The sequence below is a fragment of the Candidatus Poriferisocius sp. genome, assembly GCF_965204145.1.
In the GTDB taxonomy this organism is placed as follows: domain Bacteria; phylum Actinomycetota; class Acidimicrobiia; order Acidimicrobiales; family Bin134; genus Poriferisocius.
This window is the reverse complement of the sequence record NZ_OZ241977.1, coordinates 130597-149440: the sequence shown is the minus strand read 5'-3', so window position 1 is coordinate 149440 and position 18844 is coordinate 130597. Positions and strand designations below refer to the sequence as shown.

Below are 18844 nucleotides of genomic sequence, written 5' to 3'. Positions count from 1 at the left end.
TGAGCGGCTGTGATCGCCGCCCAACCTCACTCATTGGTCGGAAAGCCCAGGTCGACTGTGCTGGTGGAGGGATCGGGCCATCGGGCGGTCATGACCTTGGGCCTGGTGTAGAAGCGGATTCCCTCGGGGCCGTACATGGTGGTGTCGCCGAAGAGCGAGTCCTTCCAGCCGCCGAAGGAGTGGTAGCCCACCGGCACGGGAATGGGGACGTTGATGCCCACCATGCCCGCATCGGCGTCCTCTTGGAACTGGCGGGCCGCCCCGCCGTCCCGGGTGAATATGGCCGCCCCGTTGCCCCACGGGTTGTCGGCAATGAGCTGGACGGCCTCGGCGTAGGTGTCGCACCGCACGACGCTGAGCACCGGGCCGAAGATCTCGTCGCGGTAGGCGTCCATCTCAGCGGTGACGTTGTCCAGCAGCGACACCCCGAGAAAGAAGCCGTCGTTGTCGAACCGGGTATCGCGGCCGTCCACCACCACGGTTGCCCCCTGCTCGGCGGCGGAACCGATGTAGCCGGCCACCCGGTCGCGGTGCTCACGGGTGATCAGCGGCCCCATATCCGATGCCGAATCGGTGCCATCGCCGATCACCAGCTTCTCCATGCGGAGCTTGATGGCCTCTACCAAGGGATCGGCCACCTCGCCCACCGCGGCCACCACCGAGATGGCCATGCAGCGCTCCCCGGCGGAACCGTAGGCCGCCGACACCGCCGAGTCGGCGGCCAGTTCGATGTCGGCATCGGGCAGAACCACCATGTGGTTCTTGGCCCCGCCCAGTGCCTGTACCCGCTTGCCGTGCGAAGTGCCGGTGGCGTACACGTAGCGGGCAATCGGCGTGGACCCCACAAAGCTGGCCGCCTTCACGTCGGGGTGCTCCAACAGCCGGTCGACCGCCACCTTGTCGCCGTTCACCAGATTGAGCACGCCAGGCGGGAAGCCCGCTTCTTGGAACAGCTCGGCGATGAACATCGGGGCCGATGGGTCGCGCTCCGAGGGCTTGAGCACGAATGTGTTTCCGCAGGCGATGGCGTTGGGCGCCATCCACATGGGAACCATGGCCGGGAAGTTGAACGGCGTTATCCCGGCTACCACCCCGAGAGGGCGGCGCACGGTGTAGACGTCGATGCCGGTGGACGCCGCCTCGTTGTGGCTTCCCTTGAGGTGCTCGGCCAAACCGCAGGCGTATTCGATGTTGTCGATGGCCCGAGCCACCTCGCCCATGGCATCGCTATGCACCTTGCCGTGCTCGGCCGTGAGACGCCTGGCGACCTCCTCGGCGTTGTCCACCACCAAGTTCCGGAAGGCGAACATCAGGGTGGTCCGCCGGGCAATCGACACGTTCGACCATTCCTCGAAGGCGGCCTGTGACGAAGCCACCGCGGCATCGACCTCGTCGGCCGACGCCAGCGACAGCACGCCCGTCTGTTGCCCGCTGGCCGGGTTGAAGACCGGGGAGGTCCGCCCCGAGGTGCCGGCCACGGATTGGCCGTCGATCAAATGATGGATCTCACGCATTTCTCCCCCTCTCCCGCGTGGTCCGAGCCTCAGATCAGATAAGAGCTGAGACCGCGGCGCAGGTATTGCCCGTCGCCCATGGAGCCCAGGTACTGGTTGTTGTCGACGATGACCCGGCCCCTCGACAACACGGTGTCGACGTGGCCGTTGACCTCGATCCCCTCATAGGCCGAGTGGTCGATGTTCATGTGGTGGTTCTCCACGCTGATGGTCCAGGTTGCCTGGGGGTCGTAGATCACCACGTCGGCATCGGATCCGGGCTGGATGATTCCTTTGCGGGGGTAGAGGCCCATCATGCGAGACGGGGTGGTAGAGCACAGCTCCACCCAGCGGGGCAGGGAAATCTCCCCGGTGACCACCCCCTGGAAGATCAAGTCCATCCGGTGCTCGACGCCGCCTATGCCGTTGGGTATGGCCCGGAAGTCGCCGACGCCCAGCTCCTTCTGCTCCTTCATGCAGAACGGGCAGTGGTCGGTGGCGACCACGGCCAAGTCGTTGGTGCGCAGCCCCTTCCACAGCTCGTCCTGGTGGTGGTCGTGGTGCGACCGGATCGGGGTCGAGCACACGTAGGCCGCGCCGTCCCAGCCCTGGTCAAGGTGCTCTTCGAGGCTGAAGTAGAGATATTGGGGGCAGGTCTCGGCGAACACGTTGGCGCCGTTGTTGCGGGCGATGGCCACCTGCTCCAGCGCCTGCTTGGCCGACAGGTGCACGATGTAGAGGGGGGCGGCGCCCACCTTGGCCAGTTGGATGGCCCGGTGGGTGGCCTCCGACTCGAACTCGGCCCGCCGCACGTACCCGTGGGTCACCGGGTCGGTCTCGCCCCGCTCGTAGGCCTGCTCGGCCAGCACGTCGATGGCGATCCCGTTCTCGGCGTGCATCATCATGAGCCCGCCGTTGCCGGCGCACTGCTGCATGGCCCGCAGGATCTGGCCGTCGTCGCTGTAGAACACGCCGGGATAGGCCATGAAGAGCTTGAAGCTGGTGACTCCCTCGTTCACCAGCAGGTCCATCTCTTTGAGGGCGGCGTCGGTGACGTCGCCGATGATCATGTGGAAGCCGTAGTCGATGGCGCAGCGGCCCTCGGCCTGCTCCATGCGGGCGTCGAAGCACTCGCGCACGTCGAGCCCGTAGCTCTGGGTGGCGAAGTCCACGATGGTGGTGGTGCCGCCCCAGGCCGCGGCCCGGGTGCCGGTCTCGAAGTCGTCGGACGCGATGGTGCCGCCGAAGGGCAGCTCCATGTGGGTGTGTACGTCCACCCCGCCGGGAACGACCAGCTTGCCGGTGGCGTCGATCACCCGATCGGCCCCGTTCTCGGCTGACAGGGCTAGTTCGGATCCCGGTTGCAGCACGGCGACGATGACCTCGCCGTCGATCAGGACTTCGGCCGGATCAGCCCCGGTCGAGCTCACCACCGTGCCGTTCTTGATCAAAATGGTCATGGTTTCTGCCCCTATTCGTCCTCGATGAGAGTGGTCATGCCTCAAACCTGCTTGTCGATTTCCTCAATGGTCTCGAGAATGGCGGTCACGCCCTCGTCGATCTCCTCCTCGGTCACATCAAGCATCGGGGTGATCCGAAGGGCGTTTCCGTACAGCCCCCCCTTGCCCACCAGAAGCCCCCGCCGCTTACACCCTTCGAGCAGTTCACCGGCCCGGCCGGCGTCGGGCTGAATCGAGCCCGGCTCCACGATCTCTATGGCCTGCATAAGCCCCTTGCCCCGCAGCTCGACGATCCACGGCGTCTGCTCGGCCACTGGCCGAAGCGCATCGGCCAACCGCTTGCCCATGCGCAGGGCGTTGCCCTGGAGGTCGTTTTCCCGCACGTAGTTCAAGGTGGCCAGCCCCGCCGCCGTCGACAGCGGATTTCCGCCGAACGTGGAGAAGCTCAGGGCCTTGATCGTGTCCATGATCTCGGCTCGGGCCACGATGCCGGCCAGCGTGATTCCGTTGCCCACGCCCTTGGCGAAGGTGAGCATGTCGGGAACGATGTCGTGGGCCTGGTATCCCCAGAAGTGCTCGCCGGTGCGCCCCCAGCCGGTTTGCACCTCGTCGGTCACGAACAGGATTCCCCGGTTGGCCAGCACCTTGTGCATCGACCCGAAAAAGCCGTCCGGCGGGGTGGCGAACCCGCCGACGCCCTGGATGGGCTCGGCAATGAGGCAGGCCGCCGACCCGGTGGTCATCATGTCGAGGACCTGGGTGAGGTCGTCGGTGCAGGCCTCGGTGAACTCGTCGTCATCCAGATGCCGGAAGGGGCTGCGCAGCTGATACGCCCCGTGGACGAAGTGCACCGACAGGCCCGACAGCGCGGTCGACGACCAGGAAGAATGCGAGGTTATGGCCTGCGCGGTGAACGAGCGTCCGTGGTAGCTGTTGCGCATGGCCAGCACCTCGTTGGACTTTCGGTAGCTGGTGGCCAGCAGGATGGCGGTGTCGTTGGCCTCGCTCCCCGAGGTGGTGAAGAACACCCGGGCGTCGGGGATGCCGCTGATGGCCGCGATCTCCTCGGCCAGCTCGATCATCGGCTCGGAGAGGTAGAGCGTGGAGGTGTGCAGCACCTTGGCCGCCTGCTCCTGGATGGCCGCGGTGACCGCGGGGTTGTTGTGCCCCACCATCGTGGTGAGCACGCCGCCGAAGAAGTCGAGGTACCGGTTTCCCTCCACGTCCCACACATAGCTTCCCTGGCCGCGCTCGATGCTGATGGGCTCGGCGTAGAGCGGCTTGACGTAGGAGGGGAGAATCGCCTGGTAGCGCAGGTGGAGCTCGGCGTTGGTGGTCACGGTGGCTGACCTAGGCCTCGGTGAGCGGCCCGTACATGTCGGGGCGGCGATCGCGGTAGAAGGCCCACAGGGCGCGGGTCTCGTCGATCATGGCGAAGTCCAGATCGCGGATCACCAGCTCTTCTTCCTGGTCAGATGCCGGATCCTCGACGAATTGGCCCCGCGGGTTGGCGAAATACGACGTGCCGTAGAAGTCGTTGTCGCCGAGCGGCTCGACGCCCACCCGATTGATCGCCCCAACGAAATACATGTTGGCCGCGGCCGACGCCGTCTGCTCGAGCTTCCACAGATAGGCCGACAGGCCCCGGCTGGTGGCCGAGGGGTTGAACACCACCTGGGCGCCGTTGAGGCCCAGGGCGCGCCAACCCTCGGGGAAGTGGCGGTCGTAGCAGATGTACACCCCGACTCTTCCCACCGCGGTGTCGAACACCGGATAGCCGAGGTTGCCGGGGCGGAAGTAGAACTTCTCCCAGAAGCCCTTCACCTGGGGAATGTGGGTCTTGCGGTACTTGCCCAAGTAGGAGCCGTCGGCGTCGATGACCGCGGCGGTGTTGTAGAGGAATCCCGGCTGCTCCTCCTCGTACATCGGCAGCACCAACACCATGCCGTGCTTGGCGGCGATCTCCTGGAACCGCTTGGTGGTGGGACCGTCGGGAATGGCTTCGGCGTAGCTGTAGTAGTCAGCCTCCTGCACCTGGCAGAAATAGGGCCCGTTGAAGAGCTCCTGGAAGCACATCACCCGGGTTCCCGCCGCCGCGGCCTCGGCCACGTATTTCTCGTGCTGCTCAATCATGGACTCCTGGTCACCAGTCCACGCAGCTTGCACGATTGCGGCCCTGACGACATCAGACATGGGGCGCCTCCCAAGTTCGGGATTTTGCAGATATTCGAAGAGAACCCTACTCGGCCAGGGCCAGAACCCGGTCGAGCTCGGCGTGCATGTTCACAAGGCGGCAGTCGAAGTCGCCCAGTACCAGCTCTTCGATGCCGTCGGAGGCCATCCCGGCCTGCACCCGGCCGATGCCGTCGAGGTCTTGGTTCACCACCTCGGCGATGACCGTCCCCTCGGGGAAGTGGATCATCTCGGGGGGTGAGCCAGAATTTGCTCGGTCTCCCAGCCGGTGGAACAGCCAGAAGTCGAAGTGCGAATGCCCGGCGTGGTCGCCAGGGCGAGCCCGGAAGATGGTGTACATGTCGCTGTGTACGTTCAACACCACGTTGGGGAACACCAGATAGTGGTAGTCGTCAAGGATCTGCTCGTCGGTGTAGTGGCTGAAGTCCACGCCCTCGTCAGCCGCTCGGTCCCGAACCAGACCCACCGCCCAGTCCCGGGCGCTCTGGCCAGCCAGGTCCACTTCGTCGCCGGGCTGGAGCCCCAGCATGGTGCTGTAGTTGTCCACGAAGGCTCGGGCCACCTCGTCCTGGTCGGCATCGGGGAATCGGGGCGAGCCGATCCCCAGGGGGATCTTCATCATGGAGTGGCCCCGGTCCCACAGCTCGTAGGTGGTGTTGAGCGCGTCCATGAAGCCCCGCAGGCCGGGATGCAGCCCCTCCAGGTGATAGGCCTCGTTGAAGGCGTCAACCGTGGTCTTCCAGTTGCCCCCCAGCGGGATGGTCCAGCAGGCCGTCAGGCTCCGCTCCCCCAGGTTGAATGAGGCCAGCGTGTCGGGCACCGGGTCGAGAAACTCGTCGAGACCGGGGCCGTCGGGCGATGGGTTGATGAACACCATCTGATGCCAGGTGCCCAGCCGCACCGGAGCCAAAGACAGGTTCTCGTTGGCCACCACCCCGAAGTGCTTGCGGTACACGATCTCCTTCAGCGAGCCGTCCAGGCCGTAGCACCAGTCGTGGAACCCGCAGCGCAGCTCCTCGGCGTTGCCCTTGCCCTCGCACAGCTGGAATCCCCGGTGGCGGCAGGCGTTGTAAAACGCCCGCAGCTCGCCGTCGTGGCCTCGCACCACCAGGTAGCTCTGATCGCCGATGCGGTACTCGAACCAGTCGCCGGGCTCGGCCACATCGCTGGTCAAGCAGGCAAGCTGCCAGGTGGACGGCCACAGCCGCTGGCGCTCCAGCTCGGCGTATTCCTCCTCCAGGTAGCGGCCCTTGGGCAATCGGGCCGGGGTGCCGTCGCCGTTGCCGGAGCGGAGCCGATAGCGGTCCAGGTCGATGCCCATGGCGGGTCGGCGCCTATCGGGTGCCGCGCACCAGCCGGCCGGGCCGGGCCCCGGTGTCGGCCCCGTGCTTGCGGGTCACCTCGCCGGCCACCACGGTGGCCACGTAGCCGTCCGCCTGCTGGTCCAGGCGGCGGCCCCCGGCGGGAAGGTCGTACACCACCCGGGGAGAGCGCAGGGTCAGCGCCCGGTGGTCGATCACGTTGGCGTCGGCCCGCTTGCCCACCTCGAGGGTTCCCCGGTCGCCCAGCCCGTAGAGGGCAGCGGTGTCGTGGGTCTGCTTCTTCACCACCCACTCCAAGGGGAGCTGCTCGCCCCGGGTGCGGTCCCTGGTCCAGTGGGTGAGCATGAAGGTGGGGATTGAGGCGTCGCAGATCATGCCACAGTGGGCCCCGCCGTCGGAAAGCCCCGACACGCCGGCCGGATGCAGCAGCTGCTCCCGGATGACGTCGTGATTCTCCTCGTGGTAGTTGAAAATGGGAAGCATCATCAGAGCACGGCCATCGTCGGTAAGGCTGAGGTCGTACAGCATCTCCAGCGGATCCACCCCGCGGGCCTCGGCCATGGCCGTGACGGTGCGGTCGTGGGTGGGCTCGTAGTCGGGCGGGTCGCCGATCACGTACAGCTTGTGGATCATCGACGCCACCATGCTGGGCATCTGATCGAACAGCAAGGACGGGTCGGGGGGCAGGTCGTCCTCGCCCAAGATGGCGGCCCGGACCGACGGCTTGCGGAGCTCAGCCACCAGCTCGTCGAAAGGCAGATGGGCCAGCGACGCGAACGTGGGCCGCTTGGCGAAGGCGTGGTTGGTCTGCAAGCCGATGAGCATCCCGAACGGGCGCCCGGCGATCTGGGGGTACACCCGGGCGCCTTCGTCCACTGCCCGCAGCGACTCGTCCATCATCACCCGCCACAGGTCGGGGGCGGCCTCCACCTGCAAGAGGGCGAACGACACCGGCACGTCGAAGTGGGCCGACAGCCGCCGCATCCAGTCCATCTCCTTGGGCGGGGCCACCAGATCCAGCCCGGCAGCCCCGGCGGGCGCCAGTTCGAACACTCCCGAACCGGCATCGGCCAGCGCCCGGCCCAGCCCGAACAGCTCGTCCTCGGCCGCGAAGGTGCCCGGCACCGGCTCGCCGTCGATGGCCCGGTGGCCCAGCGTGCGGGAGGTGGACACCCCCAGCGCGCCGGCCTCGATGGCCTCGCGCACGATGGCGTACATGGCCTCGATGTCGTCGGGGGTGGCCGGCTCGTTCTTGGCGCCCCGCTCCCCCATCACGTAGCCCCGCACTGCACCGTGGGCCACCTGGGCGGCCACGTCGATGGCCAGCTCGCGCTGTTGCACAACATCGAGGTACTCGGGGAAGGTCTCCCAACCCCAGGAGATGCCCTCAGACAGGGCCGCTCCGGGGATGTCCTCCACGCCCTCCATGAGCTGGATGAGCCAGTCCTCTTTGCCAGGCTCCACCGGAGCGAAGCCCACGCCGCAGTTGCCCATCACCACGGTGGTCACGCCGTGGTTGGACGACGGCTGGAGCATGTCGTCCCAGGTGACCTGCCCGTCGTAGTGGGTGTGGCAGTCCACGAAGCCGGGGGTCACCAGCAGCCCGGTGGCGTCGATGGTCTCGGCCGCTTCGGGAGCGGGACCGCCGCTGCGGTCCACCACCGCCACCTTGCCGTCTTTGACCCCGATGTGGCCGACAAACCGGTCGGTGCCGGTCCCGTCCACCACGGTGCCGTTGGCGATTACCAGATCAAGCACTGCTCGTCCTCCCCAGTGTTGTTTCTCAGTGTTGTTGGGCTCTGTTTCTCAGCGTTGCCTCTCGAGCGGGCCGCTAGCTGGCCGCTCCGGCTCGGAGCAGCTTGCCGGGGCGGGCCCCGGTGTCCTCGCCGTTGCGGCGGGTCACCACCCCGCTGACCAGCGTGGCCACATAGCCGGTGGCCCTCTGGTCGAAGCGGCGGCCCCCGGCCGGCAGGTCGGTGACCAGCTTCGGCGGGTGCAGCGTGAGGCGCTCATGGTCGATGATGTTGACGTCGGCTTTCATGCCCGGCTCCAGCGTGCCCCGATCGGTGAGGCCGAACAGCCGAGCGGTGTCGCGCGACTGCTTTTGCACCACGAACTCCAGAGGGAGCTTCTCGCCCCGCTGGCGGTCGCGGGCCCAGAAGGTGAGCAGCCAGGTGGGCATGGAGGCGTCGCAGATGGCCCCGCAGTGGGCCCCGCCGTCCGACAGCCCCGACACCCCCGACGGGTGCATGAACATCTCCCGCACCGCGTCGGCGTTGCCATAGCTGTAGTTGAGGAAGGGGAACAGCAGCAGCGCCCGGCCGTCGTCCTCCAGCAACAGGTCGTAGAGCAGATCCTGGGTCTCTCGGCCCTGGGCCTCGGCGATGGCGGCCACCGACCGCTCGGGGCCGGGCTCGTAGTCGGGGGGGTCGCCCAGCACGTAGATCCGGTGAAGCTGGGTGCCCATGTACTCGGCGAACTGGTTGGTGAACGAGCTCTCCTCCGACAAGATGGCCGCCTTGCGCTCGGGCCGGCGCAGCTCGGCCACCAGCTCATCCAGGGGCAGTTCGGCGATCTCAGCGAAGCTGGGGCGGCTGCTGAAGGCGTGGTTGGTCTGGAGGCCGATCAGGATTCCGTTGCACCGGGGAGCGACCTGGGGGTGGAGCTGGGCGCCCTCGGCCACGGCGTCGGCCGACAGGTCCATGATCTCCCGCCACAATTCGGGGGCGGCGTCCACCTGCACCAGGGCAAAGGTGACCGGGCGGCCGGTGGCGGCCGACAGGCGGCGCATCCAGTCGACCTCCTTGTGGGGAGCGGCGAGGTCTTCGCCGATCACGCCGGCGGGCGCCAGCTCGTACAGGCCGTGGCCCACGTCGACCAGCGCCTCGCCGATGCCGAACAGCTCGTCCTCCGCGGCGTAGGTGCCCGGCACCGGCTCGCCGTCGATGGCCATGTGGGCGATGGTGCGGGAGGTGGAGAAGCCGAAGGCCCCGGCTCGCAGCGCCTCGGCCACGATGTCGCGCATCTGGGCGATGTCGGCGGGGGTGGCCGGCTCGTTTTTGGCCCCTCGCTCGCCCATCACGTAGGCCCGCACCGCGCCGTGGGGCACCTGGCAGCCGATGTCAAGTGACAGGGGCTTGCGTTCCAGGGCGTCAAGGTATTCGGGGAAGGTCTCCCATTCCCAGGTGATGCCCTCCGACAGCGCGGCACCGGGGATGTCCTCCACCCCCTCCATGAGCTGGATGAGCCACTCCTCTGTGCCGGGCCGAACCGGGGCGAACCCGACCCCGCAGTTGCCCATCATCACCGTGGTCACCCCATGGTGAGCCGACGGCTCCAGGATCGGATCCCAGGTCACCTGGCCGTCGTAGTGGGTGTGGCAGTCCACAAATCCGGGGGTCACCACCAGCCCGGCAGCGTCGATGACCTCTTCACCCTCCAGGTCGGCGTTGCCGCCGGGGTACACCCCGGCGATCCGGTCCCCGTCGATAGCCACATCCCCCGTGAACGGCTCACCACCCGTGCCGTCCACAATCAAACCGCCCTTGATCACCAGGTCGTGCATACCGCCATGGTAGTGACCCCCACACTGCACCGCCGATCCGCCCAGACAGCAATGCGGCTTATAGGGAACAAATCGCGGTCCTGGGGTAACGTCGGGGGATGGCCGAGATTGTTGTGTATCACAACCCTGGTTGAGGCAGTTCCCGGGGCGCGCTCGAGATTCTCGAGTCGCGGGGCGTCGAGTTCGACGTCGTCCAATACCTCAAGAACCCGCTGGGGCGGGACGACTTGGAGCGCTTCTTGGAGCTGCTGCCCAACGAGCCCGCTGATCTGGTGCGGGAGGACAACCACTTCAAGGATCTCGGGCTGAACATCGGCGACTACCAGAGCGCCGACGCGGTGGTCGATCTGCTGTTGGAGCATCCCAAGCTGATGCAGCGTCCGGTGGTGGTGCGGGGCGACCGAGCCGTGATCGCCCGCCCCTCCGAGGTGGTTGAAGAGCTGCTGTGAGGGTGATGACAGACCCCGAGCGCACCGACGAATTCCCCGAGGGCGCGACAATCGTGGCTGGCCCCGACGAAAAGCCGTATCCGGTGGCCGCGGTGTGGCGGCGGGCGCTGGCCCGGCTCATCGATGCGGTCACCGTGTTCTTCATCCAGTGGATGCTCACCGTGATCCAGCTGCTGTGGTTCATGGACGACGTGTCCAACCGGTGGCAGCCCGAACCCTGGGGCAGGGCCACCGCAGCCATCCTGGGCTACATCTTCTTCCACTTCGTTTACACGATGGTGTTCCTGCGCTGGAACGAGGGCCAGACCCCGGCCATGGACCTGATGAAACTGCGGGCCGTGCGCACCAAAGACGGCAGCCACCTCGGCTTGGGTCGGTGCGGCGCCCGCTGGCTGGTGGGCGGGGTGTCGTGGATCGTGCCCCCCGTGGTGCTCGGTGGGATCATCGTCAACGCGGCCACCTACCTGACGGTCCCCTTCGACCGCCGACGGCGCACAGTGTCGGACTGGGTGGCCGGGACCACCGTCATCGCGTATGACCGCGACAAGGAAGATCCCGACGGCGCACCCGAAGAAGTGTTGGACGAGTTCGGCCAGCCGATGTCGGTCCGAGAACAGATTCGGAGAAAATACGGGCTCTTCGGCGGAATCACTGGCATAGGCCGACCGCTCGGAGACCGACGCCGGGATGACCGCAGGCCACTGCCGGATTCCCAGTCGGACCGTGATTCGCGTACCATGTCGGCCACATCAGGGTCAGCCCATAGACGACGGGGGGAGCGACGTGGCAGCTGAGCGTCCACTGCTGGAAGTAGAGAATCTTCGCACGTATTTCGACACGCCCAGGGGGATCCTGAAGGCGGTCGACGGCGTGAGCTTCACGTTGGACAAGGGCGAGACCATCGGCATCGTGGGCGAGTCGGGTTCGGGCAAGTCGGTGCTGGTGCGCTCGATCATGAACATCCTGACCAGCAACGCCATCGTGCCCGATGGCTCCGACGTGTTCTTCGACGGCAAGGACACCCGCAACCTGAGCCGGAGCGAGGCCAAGCACTTCTGGGGCACCCAGATGGCGATGATCTTCCAAGACCCGATGACCTCGCTGAACCCCGTCAAGAAGGTGGGCGTCCAAATCACCGAGTCCATCCGCTATCACCTCGGAGCATCCAAGCAGGAGGCCATGGACCGGGCCCTCGAGCTCATGGTGCAGGTGGGCATACCCGAGCCCCGCAAGCGGCTCAAGGAATACCCCCATCAGCTGTCCGGCGGGATGCGCCAGCGGGTCACCATCGCCATCGCCTTGGCCTGCAACCCCAAGCTGCTGATCGCGGACGAGCCCACCACCGCGCTGGACGTGACCGTGCAGAAGCAGATCCTCGACCTGTTGGCATCGCTGCAAGAGGAACTGGGCATGGCCATGATCCTCATCACCCACGACTTGGGCGTGGTGGCCGGCCGGGCCCGGCGCATCGGCGTGATGTACGCCGGGAAGATGGTGGAGACCGCCGACACCACCACGCTGTTCCACCACATGAACCACCCCTACACCGAAGCGCTGTTCAAGTCGATCCCCCGGGTGGAGCACCAGAGCCACACCCGGCTGGACGCCATCAGCGGCCGCCCGCCCGACATGGTCCTCGATCTGGTGGGGTGCCGGTTCGCCCCCCGGTGCCGCTACGCCCAAGAGCAGTGCATCACCGAAGAGCCGGAGCTGTTCGACACCGGCCAGCTCGGACACAGGCAGGCCTGCTTCTACCCGGTGGGATCGCCGGAGAACGCAGAAGCCCTGGCCGCCAACCAGGAGACCGGGATCACCGCCGCCGGTCTCGACCTGACCGCCGCCGCGGTCTCATAGGTCGACGAACTCAAAGCCGAGGAGGACTCACGAATGGCTGGAACAGGCAAAGTCCACTTGAGGGCCGAAGAGGCCTTGCTTTCCGTCGAGGATTTGGTGATGGAGTTCCCCGCCGGACGTCGGGCCGTGGTGCACGCCGTCTCGGGCATCAGCTTTGACATCCTCGAAGGAGAAACCCTGGGCCTGGTGGGCGAGTCGGGCTGCGGCAAGTCCACCACCGGTCGGGCCATGATGCAGCTGCCCTCCCCCACCTCGGGATCGGTGCGCTTCGACGGCGTGGAGATGACGGAACTGTCCAAGGAGGATCTGCGCCGCACCCGCACCCGGATGCAGATGATCTTCCAAGACCCGATTTCGTCGCTGAACCCCCGGCGCAAGGTCAAGGACATCGTGGCCGAGGGCCTGTCCATCTGGCACAACGACGCCGGAGACGTTGCCGTCCAGAAGGTGAACGAAGTGCTCGACGCGGTGGGACTCGACCCCGAGGTTGTCTCCGACCGACGCCCCCATCAGTTCTCCGGGGGCCAGTGCCAGCGCATCTGCATCGCTCGAGCCCTGGTGCTCGATCCCAAGGTGATCATCTGCGACGAGCCGGTGTCGGCGCTGGACGTGTCGGTACAGGCCCAGATCCTGAATCTGCTGGAGGAGATGAAGGAGCGCTACGGGCTGACTCTGGTGTTCATCGCCCACGACCTCGCCGTGGTGAAGAACGTCTCCGACCGGGTGGTGGTCATGTATCTGGGCAAGGTGTGCGAGGTCGCCGGACCCGACACCCTCTACGCCCATCCCGCCCACCCCTACACCGACGTGCTGCTGGCCTCCATCCCCGAGCCCGATCCCGACCACCCGGTGTCCGACCGCCAGATCACCGGGGAGCTGCCCTCGCCCATCAACCCCCCGTCAGGATGCCGATTCCGCACCCGCTGCGAGAAGGTGCAGGATCTGTGCTCGACAGAAGAGCCCGTGCTGAAGGAGATCGCCCCCGACCACTACGTGGCCTGCCACTTCCCCAACGAAGTACCCGTCCACGTCAACGGCAACGGCAACGGCAACGGCAGCTAACCCGACGGCGATTCCTCAGAGCTTGTAGCGATACACATTGGTGTCGCGGACCTCGAAACCGAGGCTCAAGTAAAGGCGGTTGGCCGCCTCTCTCGATGGACGGGAGGTGAGGTCCACGGTCACCGCGCCGGCGGCACGGGCTACATCGAGAGCATGTTCGTTGAGCACCCGGCCCACGCCCTGGCCTCGCGACCGCTCATCTACCACCACATCCTCGATGATGGCCCGCAGCCCGGTGGGGATTCGCACCAGCACCAGGGTGAGGCTGCCGACAATGGCGCCGTCGGATCTGGCAACCAGCAGTCGGGTGGCTTCCGCGGTGGCCACGGCTTCCAGCGCATCAGCCGAAGGAGGCGGATTTGACGACGAGAGTTGGGGAGTAAGGCGCTCGAACGCCTCCACCAACTCTGCGGTAGCCTCGGTGGCCTCGGTGATCTCAACCGCCATGAGGCGAGACTACCGGCGCGAGATGAGGTTCCCCCGAGCGGGGCGATAGGTTGGGCGGGTGACGCTGATCACCTGGGTGGACGATTCCCCCCGCAACCGGCCGGCCCTAGTGGCTGCCTTCACCGGTTGGAACGACGCCGGAGATGCCGCATCCGGCGCGCTGGCCTGGTTGGCCAGCCGCTGGGACACCACCGAGGTGGCCACGCTGGACCCCGAGCCGTTCTACGACTTCGCCGACACCCGCCCCCGGCTTCGCCTGGAGGACGACGGCTCCCGCTCGCTGATCTGGCCCAGCAACGACCTGCTGGCCGCCACCGTCAACGGCACCGAGACACCAGACGGCGCCGAGACCGAGTTGGCCCTGCTGGTGGGTACCGAGCCGCAACTCAAATGGCGGACCTTCGCCCAGCAGATCGTGGACATGGCCAAACAGCTCGACAGCCCGCTGGTCGTCACCCTGGGGGCGCTGCTCGCCGACGTTCCGCACACCCGGCCCACACCGATTTACGGCAGCAGCGACGATCCCAAGATGGCTGGCCAGCTCGGGCTCACCCCCTCCAGCTACGAGGGCCCCACCGGCATCGTGGGGGTGCTCCACAACGCCTGCGCCACCGCCGGGCTGCAAACCGCCTCGTTGTGGGCCGCAGTGCCGGGCTACGCCTCGGAGATCCCCTCCCCCAAAGCCTCCCTGGCCCTGGTGCGGAGGCTGGGAACACTGCTGGACCTCTCCCCCGACACCTCTGAGCTCGAGGAGATGGCCGAAAGCTACGAACGCCACGTGTCAGAGCTGGCCGACCAGGCCGACGAGACCTCCGACTACATCGCCGAACTGGAGAGCGCCTACGACCGGGAAGCCGAAGAGAACGGCGAGATAGAGGAGATGCGCTCCACCGACCCCGGCGAATTCGTCGACCAAATAGAGCAGTTCCTCCGCGACCAACCCAGCTGACTACCATCGCTGCTGTGGAACAAGACGATGAGGCTGTTCCCGAGGTAGACGATGTCGTAGATCTCGCAGGTCAAGTCCGAGACATCACGGTCAGCGGTCTTCCTGAAGGGTACGACTACAAAGCAACCCGGTACGCCGACGTTATCCTAAAGGAAATATTCCCCAATCGTTTTCGGGATTTGGCGGGGGCTCTTGACGAGTTCGAACCCACCCTTCAAGAGCTTCAGTCAGGAGGCGGAGGGAAGACCCATTTTGTCCAGCGGTTCGATAAGTCTTTAGCCGAGCGACTTGAAGAAGGAAATCCCGTCTGGGGAAAACAGAACATCACTATCGAGAAGGGTATTGAATTCGACGGAAACTTGACACCCGTTTCCAAGGTCAGAGGTCATGAGATCGATATGTTTGGAGTCGGTTCCTTAAAGAATCCATTACCCGGAATAGCTGTTGAAATGGAATGGAACAACAAGAATCCATTCTTTGACAGGGATTTAATCAATTTCCAGGCGCTACATCATGAAGGCGTTATTGCTGTAGGAGCCATTGTTACAAGAAGTGCAGATTTGCAAGATCTAATTTCCAAGGTGATCATCAATAGCAACAATGAATCCAAGTATGGTGCCACAACAACCCATTGGGGAAAATTGATACCAAGAATAAATTTGGGCGGTGGAGGAGAATGTCCACTGCTGCTGATTGGGATCAGGCCTGAGAGAATTAAGGGTATTGAGCTTGCCTACGAGGTCAAGGGCAAGCTTGAGGAGGCTGAAGCTGTTGTGGACAACTGGCGAAACAACTACTCCTCAAGGGATGAGGCCAGACCTTTCAGAGACAAGCTACGACGAGAGGCACTTGCATTACTTCCCCCGATCCCTCGAAGACAGTCGAAAGGTCACTCATGAGTCAGCTATAGGCGGGGTAGAGCTTGCCTCGCGGGACTACCTCTTCATCGGACTCAAGTCCCCAAGACACCCAGCTTGGCCTGGAGTAGCGGGCAAATAACTCCAGATACGGCCCTGGAGAGCAGTCTTCGATGATGTCGTACTGCTCGTCCGGTTTGCGGGAATGCTCCCGCTTCCGGGTCTCGATCATGTTCACTTGGCGTCGGCCAGGCGGCAAGGTCCTCATGCTGCCTCGCACCCCGAACAGAATCAGCTCGGTCACGTTGCGGAAGTAAAAGCCCACACCTCGACCGTCTGGCCCACCGTCCTTGCGCCGCTTGGCCCACACGATATTCGACTTGTAGGTGAAGCCCCACGACTCCAAGACCTGGAGGCCGTCAGAGATAAGCGCATTGGGCACCCACAGGTAGAGGTGGGCATTCTCAGTCACGACCTCTGAGATCGGTAACGCCCGAATCTCCGCCGTTGTCATCGTGTCGTATCGGGATAGACGGCGATGCTCGGGCGCCACCTTCCCCGTGCGATTCATAAACCGCCACGGCGGATCAGCCAGGATCGTCGAAAACGGCCCCCCCTCCACGCGGCGAAGCTCCTCCGCGGCCGACACAGTCCCCGTCGCCCGCTCGGCAGCTGCCGCCAGTTCCTCCCTCGACTTTGGCATGACACGAATCTCGTGCCCAAGCACCTCAGCCAGGGCCGCCACAGTAGACATCTGAGGATTGTGGCCGTTGCCCGAGAACAACCGCCGTACAGCCGCCGGCTGCGTTCCAGCCAACCGAGCCAACTCCGTCTTGGACAACCCCGCCCTCCGACGAGCCTCATCCAGCTCCTTCAACAACACCTTCGACTCCATCCGAATCCAACCGTAACACCTGTGTTACGCCTCCTTGGGTATTTGCAGGCCGCCTCCACGCGCCGACGAGAAGCGGCACACTACTCAGACTCAATGACAGTTCCGTCGCCGATGGGAATCAGTAGGCACCCGCGATCTTGGGACTGCCTTAACGGAATGTTGATCCAAACAGTCGATGTCGAACAGCCGAGGGCCGTGTTCAGGTCAGCCCGTCGGCTTCGCAATCTCGACAGACTTGTGCTCCTGGATTGAATGGATTGCTTCTGTGGCACGCAGGACAAACATCGTTGCTGACGTGGGTTTGGCAGCCGCATCTGTCGCAGGATCGACATTTCCGACCCGAACAGAGGTCGCACCAGCCAACGTCTCGCTCGTCGCCGCACCATTGGCAGAACTCCTCCCGGGTTTTCCAAGTGGGTTCTATTTCTTCAAGAATCGAGAGTCCAAGGGTGCTCCGCCGAGACGACATGACCGCCACGGCGAGACCCTCGTCAACGATGGCTGTGTCGCAGAACATCGAGTCTTGACCACCCAAGCCAAACCGAAACACATCGCTCCGTGCAGTGACGGCATTCTGCAACGCCCGATCTAAGGCACCACCTGGCTTGACGGTGCTGCCACGAGGCCAAGAGGTCAGCCAGTTGGCAGCCACAAACCACACTTCCCCCCGGCACCTGATCAATACGACTGCCGTTTTGATGTTGGAGTAATCGGCAACCCGAACAGCAAGTGCTGCCCAACTGGCAGAGGACAATTCATGAAGCCTCAGAACATGCCTGGGGGTCACTTGATCTCCGCCAACCACGTCGTCCAGAAGCTGGGTGGGAACCAAGAGCTCACCAGCGAATCGGTGGCAAGCTGCTTCTTCTGCGAGGACCGGATCTCCTCTGGCTCCCGTAATCTGATCTAGGTCATCCAGCAACCCGTAGTCGACTGTGTTGACGATGTGATGTCCGAGCTCATGAAGAATCGTAAACCTGTCATGAGCAGGATTTCCGGATTCCGAATAGAAGATGTGCTGCCTGCTTGGGTCGACAAATGGCTCGTAGTACCCATCGACCGAGCATCTCTCACCATCGATTCTTTCGAACGGCAGTTGGTGGACATTGATCGGTTCGAAATGGGCCTCGACCGCCAATGCCGGGTCCTCGTTCCTCAAGTCGTCAAGGGCGTCTGTGGGCACAAGCTCAACCATCCTGGCCACGACCGCACGAACGTCCTTCCCAAACGACATAGGTCAGAGCTACCCGTCTCCAAGGATCAGGGAATACGCGTCAAGAAGACGCCGCCAATCTTCCTCCGCTGGATCGCCTGTACTTCTCCTCGGCGCAGAAGCCATTCCGACCATCAAGCGCGTCCTCATTTCGTCAGCTGAGACACCTTGTGACTCTGCTAGACGGTCTACGACTTCCAGAAAGCGGTCAGTGCGTGTGAACGCTTGAAGCGACGACGGCGCATCGGCCAAGACAAGCTCAGCGGGGTCGAAGCTGCCCTCTGGAATCTCATCACCCAGAATGTCTGATAGAGATTGCTGAAGCGCCCCAGAGATGGCCCGCAAAGCATCGAGGGTTGGATTGCCATGTCCTCGCTCAAGGTTCGATACATACGGGAGTGAGAGACCGGAATCCTCTGCAACCTGTGCAAGGGTCAGCCCTAAGGCCATCCGCCGTGCCCTAAGCCTTGCCCCCAAGCTCTTGATGTCCGCTGTCGCATCTTCTGCCATCAATTTATCTTAGCAGCATAATGGTGCCACAAAATTCTTCTCAGACGAGCTATACTATGGGTGTACCTCGATGGTCGAGGTATTTCGACAAAATAGAAAGGAGTGCCAATGAGCACCCATTCCGACAACAAGGGAAGGGGCCTGATCCCATTCACCATCGACGGTGTTCCCTACGAGACCGACGACCTCAGCCAGCGGGCTTCCCAGCTGCTGAAGCTGGCTGGTCTGGACCCTGCTGGGTTCGACCTCGGAGAAGTCGAGGGCAAGGAGCACCTGAAGACGACATGGTACAAGGAAGACGAAACTGTGTCAGTCCATAAGAATGCGCGTTTCGTGTCGAGGCGTCATAGTGCACCGGTCGCCTGATGCAGGCGCAGGTTCAGGCCTTCGTCGAAGCGATGAACGAGTTCGGCCTCTGCCCTGAAGTGGAGGCCGAACTCGTCATCTGCCACTTTCGCCCTGCCGCAGGAGCCCGAGCGAACTGCACCTTGGCAGTAGGAGTAGCTACGGATGAGCTAGTTGGGTGGCCCCAGGTGCCACCTCACTGGATCCACCTGCCAGCCGACGTCGAATTC

At 64.4% G+C, this 18844-nt stretch carries 18 protein-coding genes; 7 read left to right on the top strand and 11 right to left on the bottom strand.

Going from position 1 to position 18844, the window contains the following annotated elements; all coding sequences use genetic code 11:
* Window positions 1-26: 26 nt before the first annotated feature.
* The 7 genes from ACOGI7_RS00620 to ACOGI7_RS00590 form a co-directional block, all read right to left on the bottom strand.
* The gene (locus tag ACOGI7_RS00620) at window positions 27-1514 is read right to left on the bottom strand and encodes a CoA-acylating methylmalonate-semialdehyde dehydrogenase (protein WP_419849995.1); all 1488 of its coding nucleotides are present in this window, start codon (window positions 1512-1514) and stop codon (window positions 27-29) included.
* 29 nt (window positions 1515-1543) lie between these two features.
* A complete protein-coding gene (hydA, locus tag ACOGI7_RS00615; protein ID WP_419849994.1) occupies window positions 1544-2953 on the bottom strand; it encodes a dihydropyrimidinase in 1410 nt (469 codons plus the stop codon).
* A gap of 41 nt (window positions 2954-2994) precedes the next feature.
* Window positions 2995-4293 carry an aspartate aminotransferase family protein gene (locus ACOGI7_RS00610; RefSeq protein WP_419849993.1) on the bottom strand — a complete coding sequence of 433 codons (1299 nt, stop codon included), beginning with the start codon at window positions 4291-4293 and terminating at the stop codon, window positions 2995-2997.
* Between the two features lie 10 nt (window positions 4294-4303).
* Window positions 4304-5146, bottom strand: coding sequence for a nitrilase-related carbon-nitrogen hydrolase (locus ACOGI7_RS00605; protein ID WP_419849992.1), 843 nt, complete (start codon window positions 5144-5146; stop codon window positions 4304-4306).
* Between the two features lie 46 nt (window positions 5147-5192).
* Window positions 5193-6467: an aromatic ring-hydroxylating oxygenase subunit alpha gene (locus ACOGI7_RS00600; RefSeq protein ID WP_419849991.1), complete on the bottom strand. Its 1275-nt coding sequence runs from the start codon at window positions 6465-6467 to the stop codon at window positions 5193-5195.
* Window positions 6468-6480: 13 nt separating this feature from the next.
* Window positions 6481-8226, bottom strand: a complete 1746-nt coding sequence (locus tag ACOGI7_RS00595) for an N-acyl-D-amino-acid deacylase family protein (protein ID WP_419849990.1) — start codon at window positions 8224-8226, stop codon at window positions 6481-6483.
* A 73-nt stretch (window positions 8227-8299) separates the two neighbouring features.
* A complete protein-coding gene (locus tag ACOGI7_RS00590) occupies window positions 8300-10033 on the bottom strand; it encodes an N-acyl-D-amino-acid deacylase family protein (RefSeq protein WP_419849989.1) in 1734 nt (577 codons plus the stop codon).
* 227 nt (window positions 10034-10260) lie between these two features.
* On the opposite strand from ACOGI7_RS00590, the gene ACOGI7_RS00585 reads away from it, so the two are divergent.
* From ACOGI7_RS00585 to ACOGI7_RS00570, 4 genes are read left to right on the top strand one after another with little or no spacing between them, the layout of a single operon-like run.
* Window positions 10261-10482, top strand: coding sequence for an arsenate reductase family protein (locus ACOGI7_RS00585; protein ID WP_419849988.1), 222 nt, complete (start codon window positions 10261-10263; stop codon window positions 10480-10482).
* A 5-nt stretch (window positions 10483-10487) separates the two neighbouring features.
* Complete coding sequence (locus ACOGI7_RS00580) at window positions 10488-11276, top strand: RDD family protein (protein ID WP_419851537.1); 789 nt, start codon at window positions 10488-10490, stop codon at window positions 11274-11276.
* A complete protein-coding gene (locus ACOGI7_RS00575) occupies window positions 11266-12336 on the top strand; it encodes an ABC transporter ATP-binding protein (protein WP_419849987.1) in 1071 nt (356 codons plus the stop codon). The genes ACOGI7_RS00580 and ACOGI7_RS00575 overlap by 11 nt, the downstream gene beginning before the upstream one ends.
* A gap of 33 nt (window positions 12337-12369) precedes the next feature.
* Window positions 12370-13398 (top strand): ABC transporter ATP-binding protein, encoded by a 1029-nt coding sequence (locus tag ACOGI7_RS00570; protein WP_419849986.1) that lies wholly within the window; start codon window positions 12370-12372, stop codon window positions 13396-13398.
* Window positions 13399-13413: 15 nt separating this feature from the next.
* On the opposite strand, the gene ACOGI7_RS00565 is transcribed toward ACOGI7_RS00570, so the two are convergent.
* Window positions 13414-13845, bottom strand: coding sequence for a GNAT family N-acetyltransferase (locus tag ACOGI7_RS00565; RefSeq protein WP_419849985.1), 432 nt, complete (start codon window positions 13843-13845; stop codon window positions 13414-13416).
* Between the two features lie 58 nt (window positions 13846-13903).
* Between ACOGI7_RS00565 and ACOGI7_RS00560 the strand changes: the two genes are divergently transcribed.
* Entirely contained in the window at window positions 13904-14794 is an 891-nt protein-coding gene (locus tag ACOGI7_RS00560; RefSeq protein WP_419849984.1) for a PAC2 family protein, read from the top strand.
* A gap of 14 nt (window positions 14795-14808) precedes the next feature.
* Window positions 14809-15693 (top strand): BglII/BstYI family type II restriction endonuclease, encoded by an 885-nt coding sequence (locus ACOGI7_RS00555; RefSeq protein ID WP_419849983.1) that lies wholly within the window; start codon window positions 14809-14811, stop codon window positions 15691-15693.
* 1 nt (window position 15694) lies between these two features.
* Here ACOGI7_RS00555 and ACOGI7_RS00550 read toward each other — a convergent pair whose 3' ends face one another.
* The 3 genes from ACOGI7_RS00550 to ACOGI7_RS00540 form a co-directional block, all read right to left on the bottom strand.
* On the bottom strand, window positions 15695-16546 hold the full coding sequence (locus ACOGI7_RS00550; RefSeq protein ID WP_419849982.1) for an MT-A70 family methyltransferase: 852 nt from the start codon (window positions 16544-16546) through the stop codon (window positions 15695-15697).
* 199 nt (window positions 16547-16745) lie between these two features.
* On the bottom strand, window positions 16746-17780 hold the full coding sequence (locus tag ACOGI7_RS00545) for an ImmA/IrrE family metallo-endopeptidase (RefSeq protein WP_419849981.1): 1035 nt from the start codon (window positions 17778-17780) through the stop codon (window positions 16746-16748).
* A 9-nt stretch (window positions 17781-17789) separates the two neighbouring features.
* Entirely contained in the window at window positions 17790-18269 is a 480-nt protein-coding gene (locus ACOGI7_RS00540; RefSeq protein WP_419849980.1) for a helix-turn-helix domain-containing protein, read from the bottom strand.
* A 108-nt stretch (window positions 18270-18377) separates the two neighbouring features.
* Here ACOGI7_RS00540 and ACOGI7_RS00535 point away from each other — a divergent pair, with 108 nt between their 5' ends.
* On the top strand, window positions 18378-18635 hold the full coding sequence (locus tag ACOGI7_RS00535; RefSeq protein WP_419849979.1) for a hypothetical protein: 258 nt from the start codon (window positions 18378-18380) through the stop codon (window positions 18633-18635).
* The last annotated feature ends 209 nt before the right edge of the window (window positions 18636-18844 follow it).

What these genes read in the sequence shown, in the direction of transcription:
- ACOGI7_RS00620 (WP_419849995.1), bottom strand. Translation starts at nt 1,514, where the DNA reads ATGCGTGAGATCCATCATTTGATCGACGGCCAATCCGTGGCCGGCACC.
- hydA (WP_419849994.1), bottom strand. Translation starts at nt 2,953, where the DNA reads ATGACCATTTTGATCAAGAACGGCACGGTGGTGAGCTCGACCGGGGCT.
- ACOGI7_RS00605 (WP_419849992.1), bottom strand. Translation starts at nt 5,146, where the DNA reads ATGTCTGATGTCGTCAGGGCCGCAATCGTGCAAGCTGCGTGGACTGGT.
- ACOGI7_RS00600 (WP_419849991.1), bottom strand. Translation starts at nt 6,467, where the DNA reads ATGGGCATCGACCTGGACCGCTATCGGCTCCGCTCCGGCAACGGCGAC.
- ACOGI7_RS00590 (WP_419849989.1), bottom strand. Translation starts at nt 10,033, where the DNA reads ATGCACGACCTGGTGATCAAGGGCGGTTTGATTGTGGACGGCACGGGT.
- ACOGI7_RS00580 (WP_419851537.1), top strand. Translation starts at nt 10,488, where the DNA reads ATGACAGACCCCGAGCGCACCGACGAATTCCCCGAGGGCGCGACAATC.
- ACOGI7_RS00570 (WP_419849986.1), top strand. Translation starts at nt 12,370, where the DNA reads ATGGCTGGAACAGGCAAAGTCCACTTGAGGGCCGAAGAGGCCTTGCTT.
- ACOGI7_RS00565 (WP_419849985.1), bottom strand. Translation starts at nt 13,845, where the DNA reads ATGGCGGTTGAGATCACCGAGGCCACCGAGGCTACCGCAGAGTTGGTG.
- ACOGI7_RS00550 (WP_419849982.1), bottom strand. Translation starts at nt 16,546, where the DNA reads ATGGAGTCGAAGGTGTTGTTGAAGGAGCTGGATGAGGCTCGTCGGAGG.
- ACOGI7_RS00545 (WP_419849981.1), bottom strand. Translation starts at nt 17,780, where the DNA reads ATGTCGTTTGGGAAGGACGTTCGTGCGGTCGTGGCCAGGATGGTTGAG.
- ACOGI7_RS00540 (WP_419849980.1), bottom strand. Translation starts at nt 18,269, where the DNA reads ATGGCAGAAGATGCGACAGCGGACATCAAGAGCTTGGGGGCAAGGCTT.
- ACOGI7_RS00535 (WP_419849979.1), top strand. Translation starts at nt 18,378, where the DNA reads ATGAGCACCCATTCCGACAACAAGGGAAGGGGCCTGATCCCATTCACC.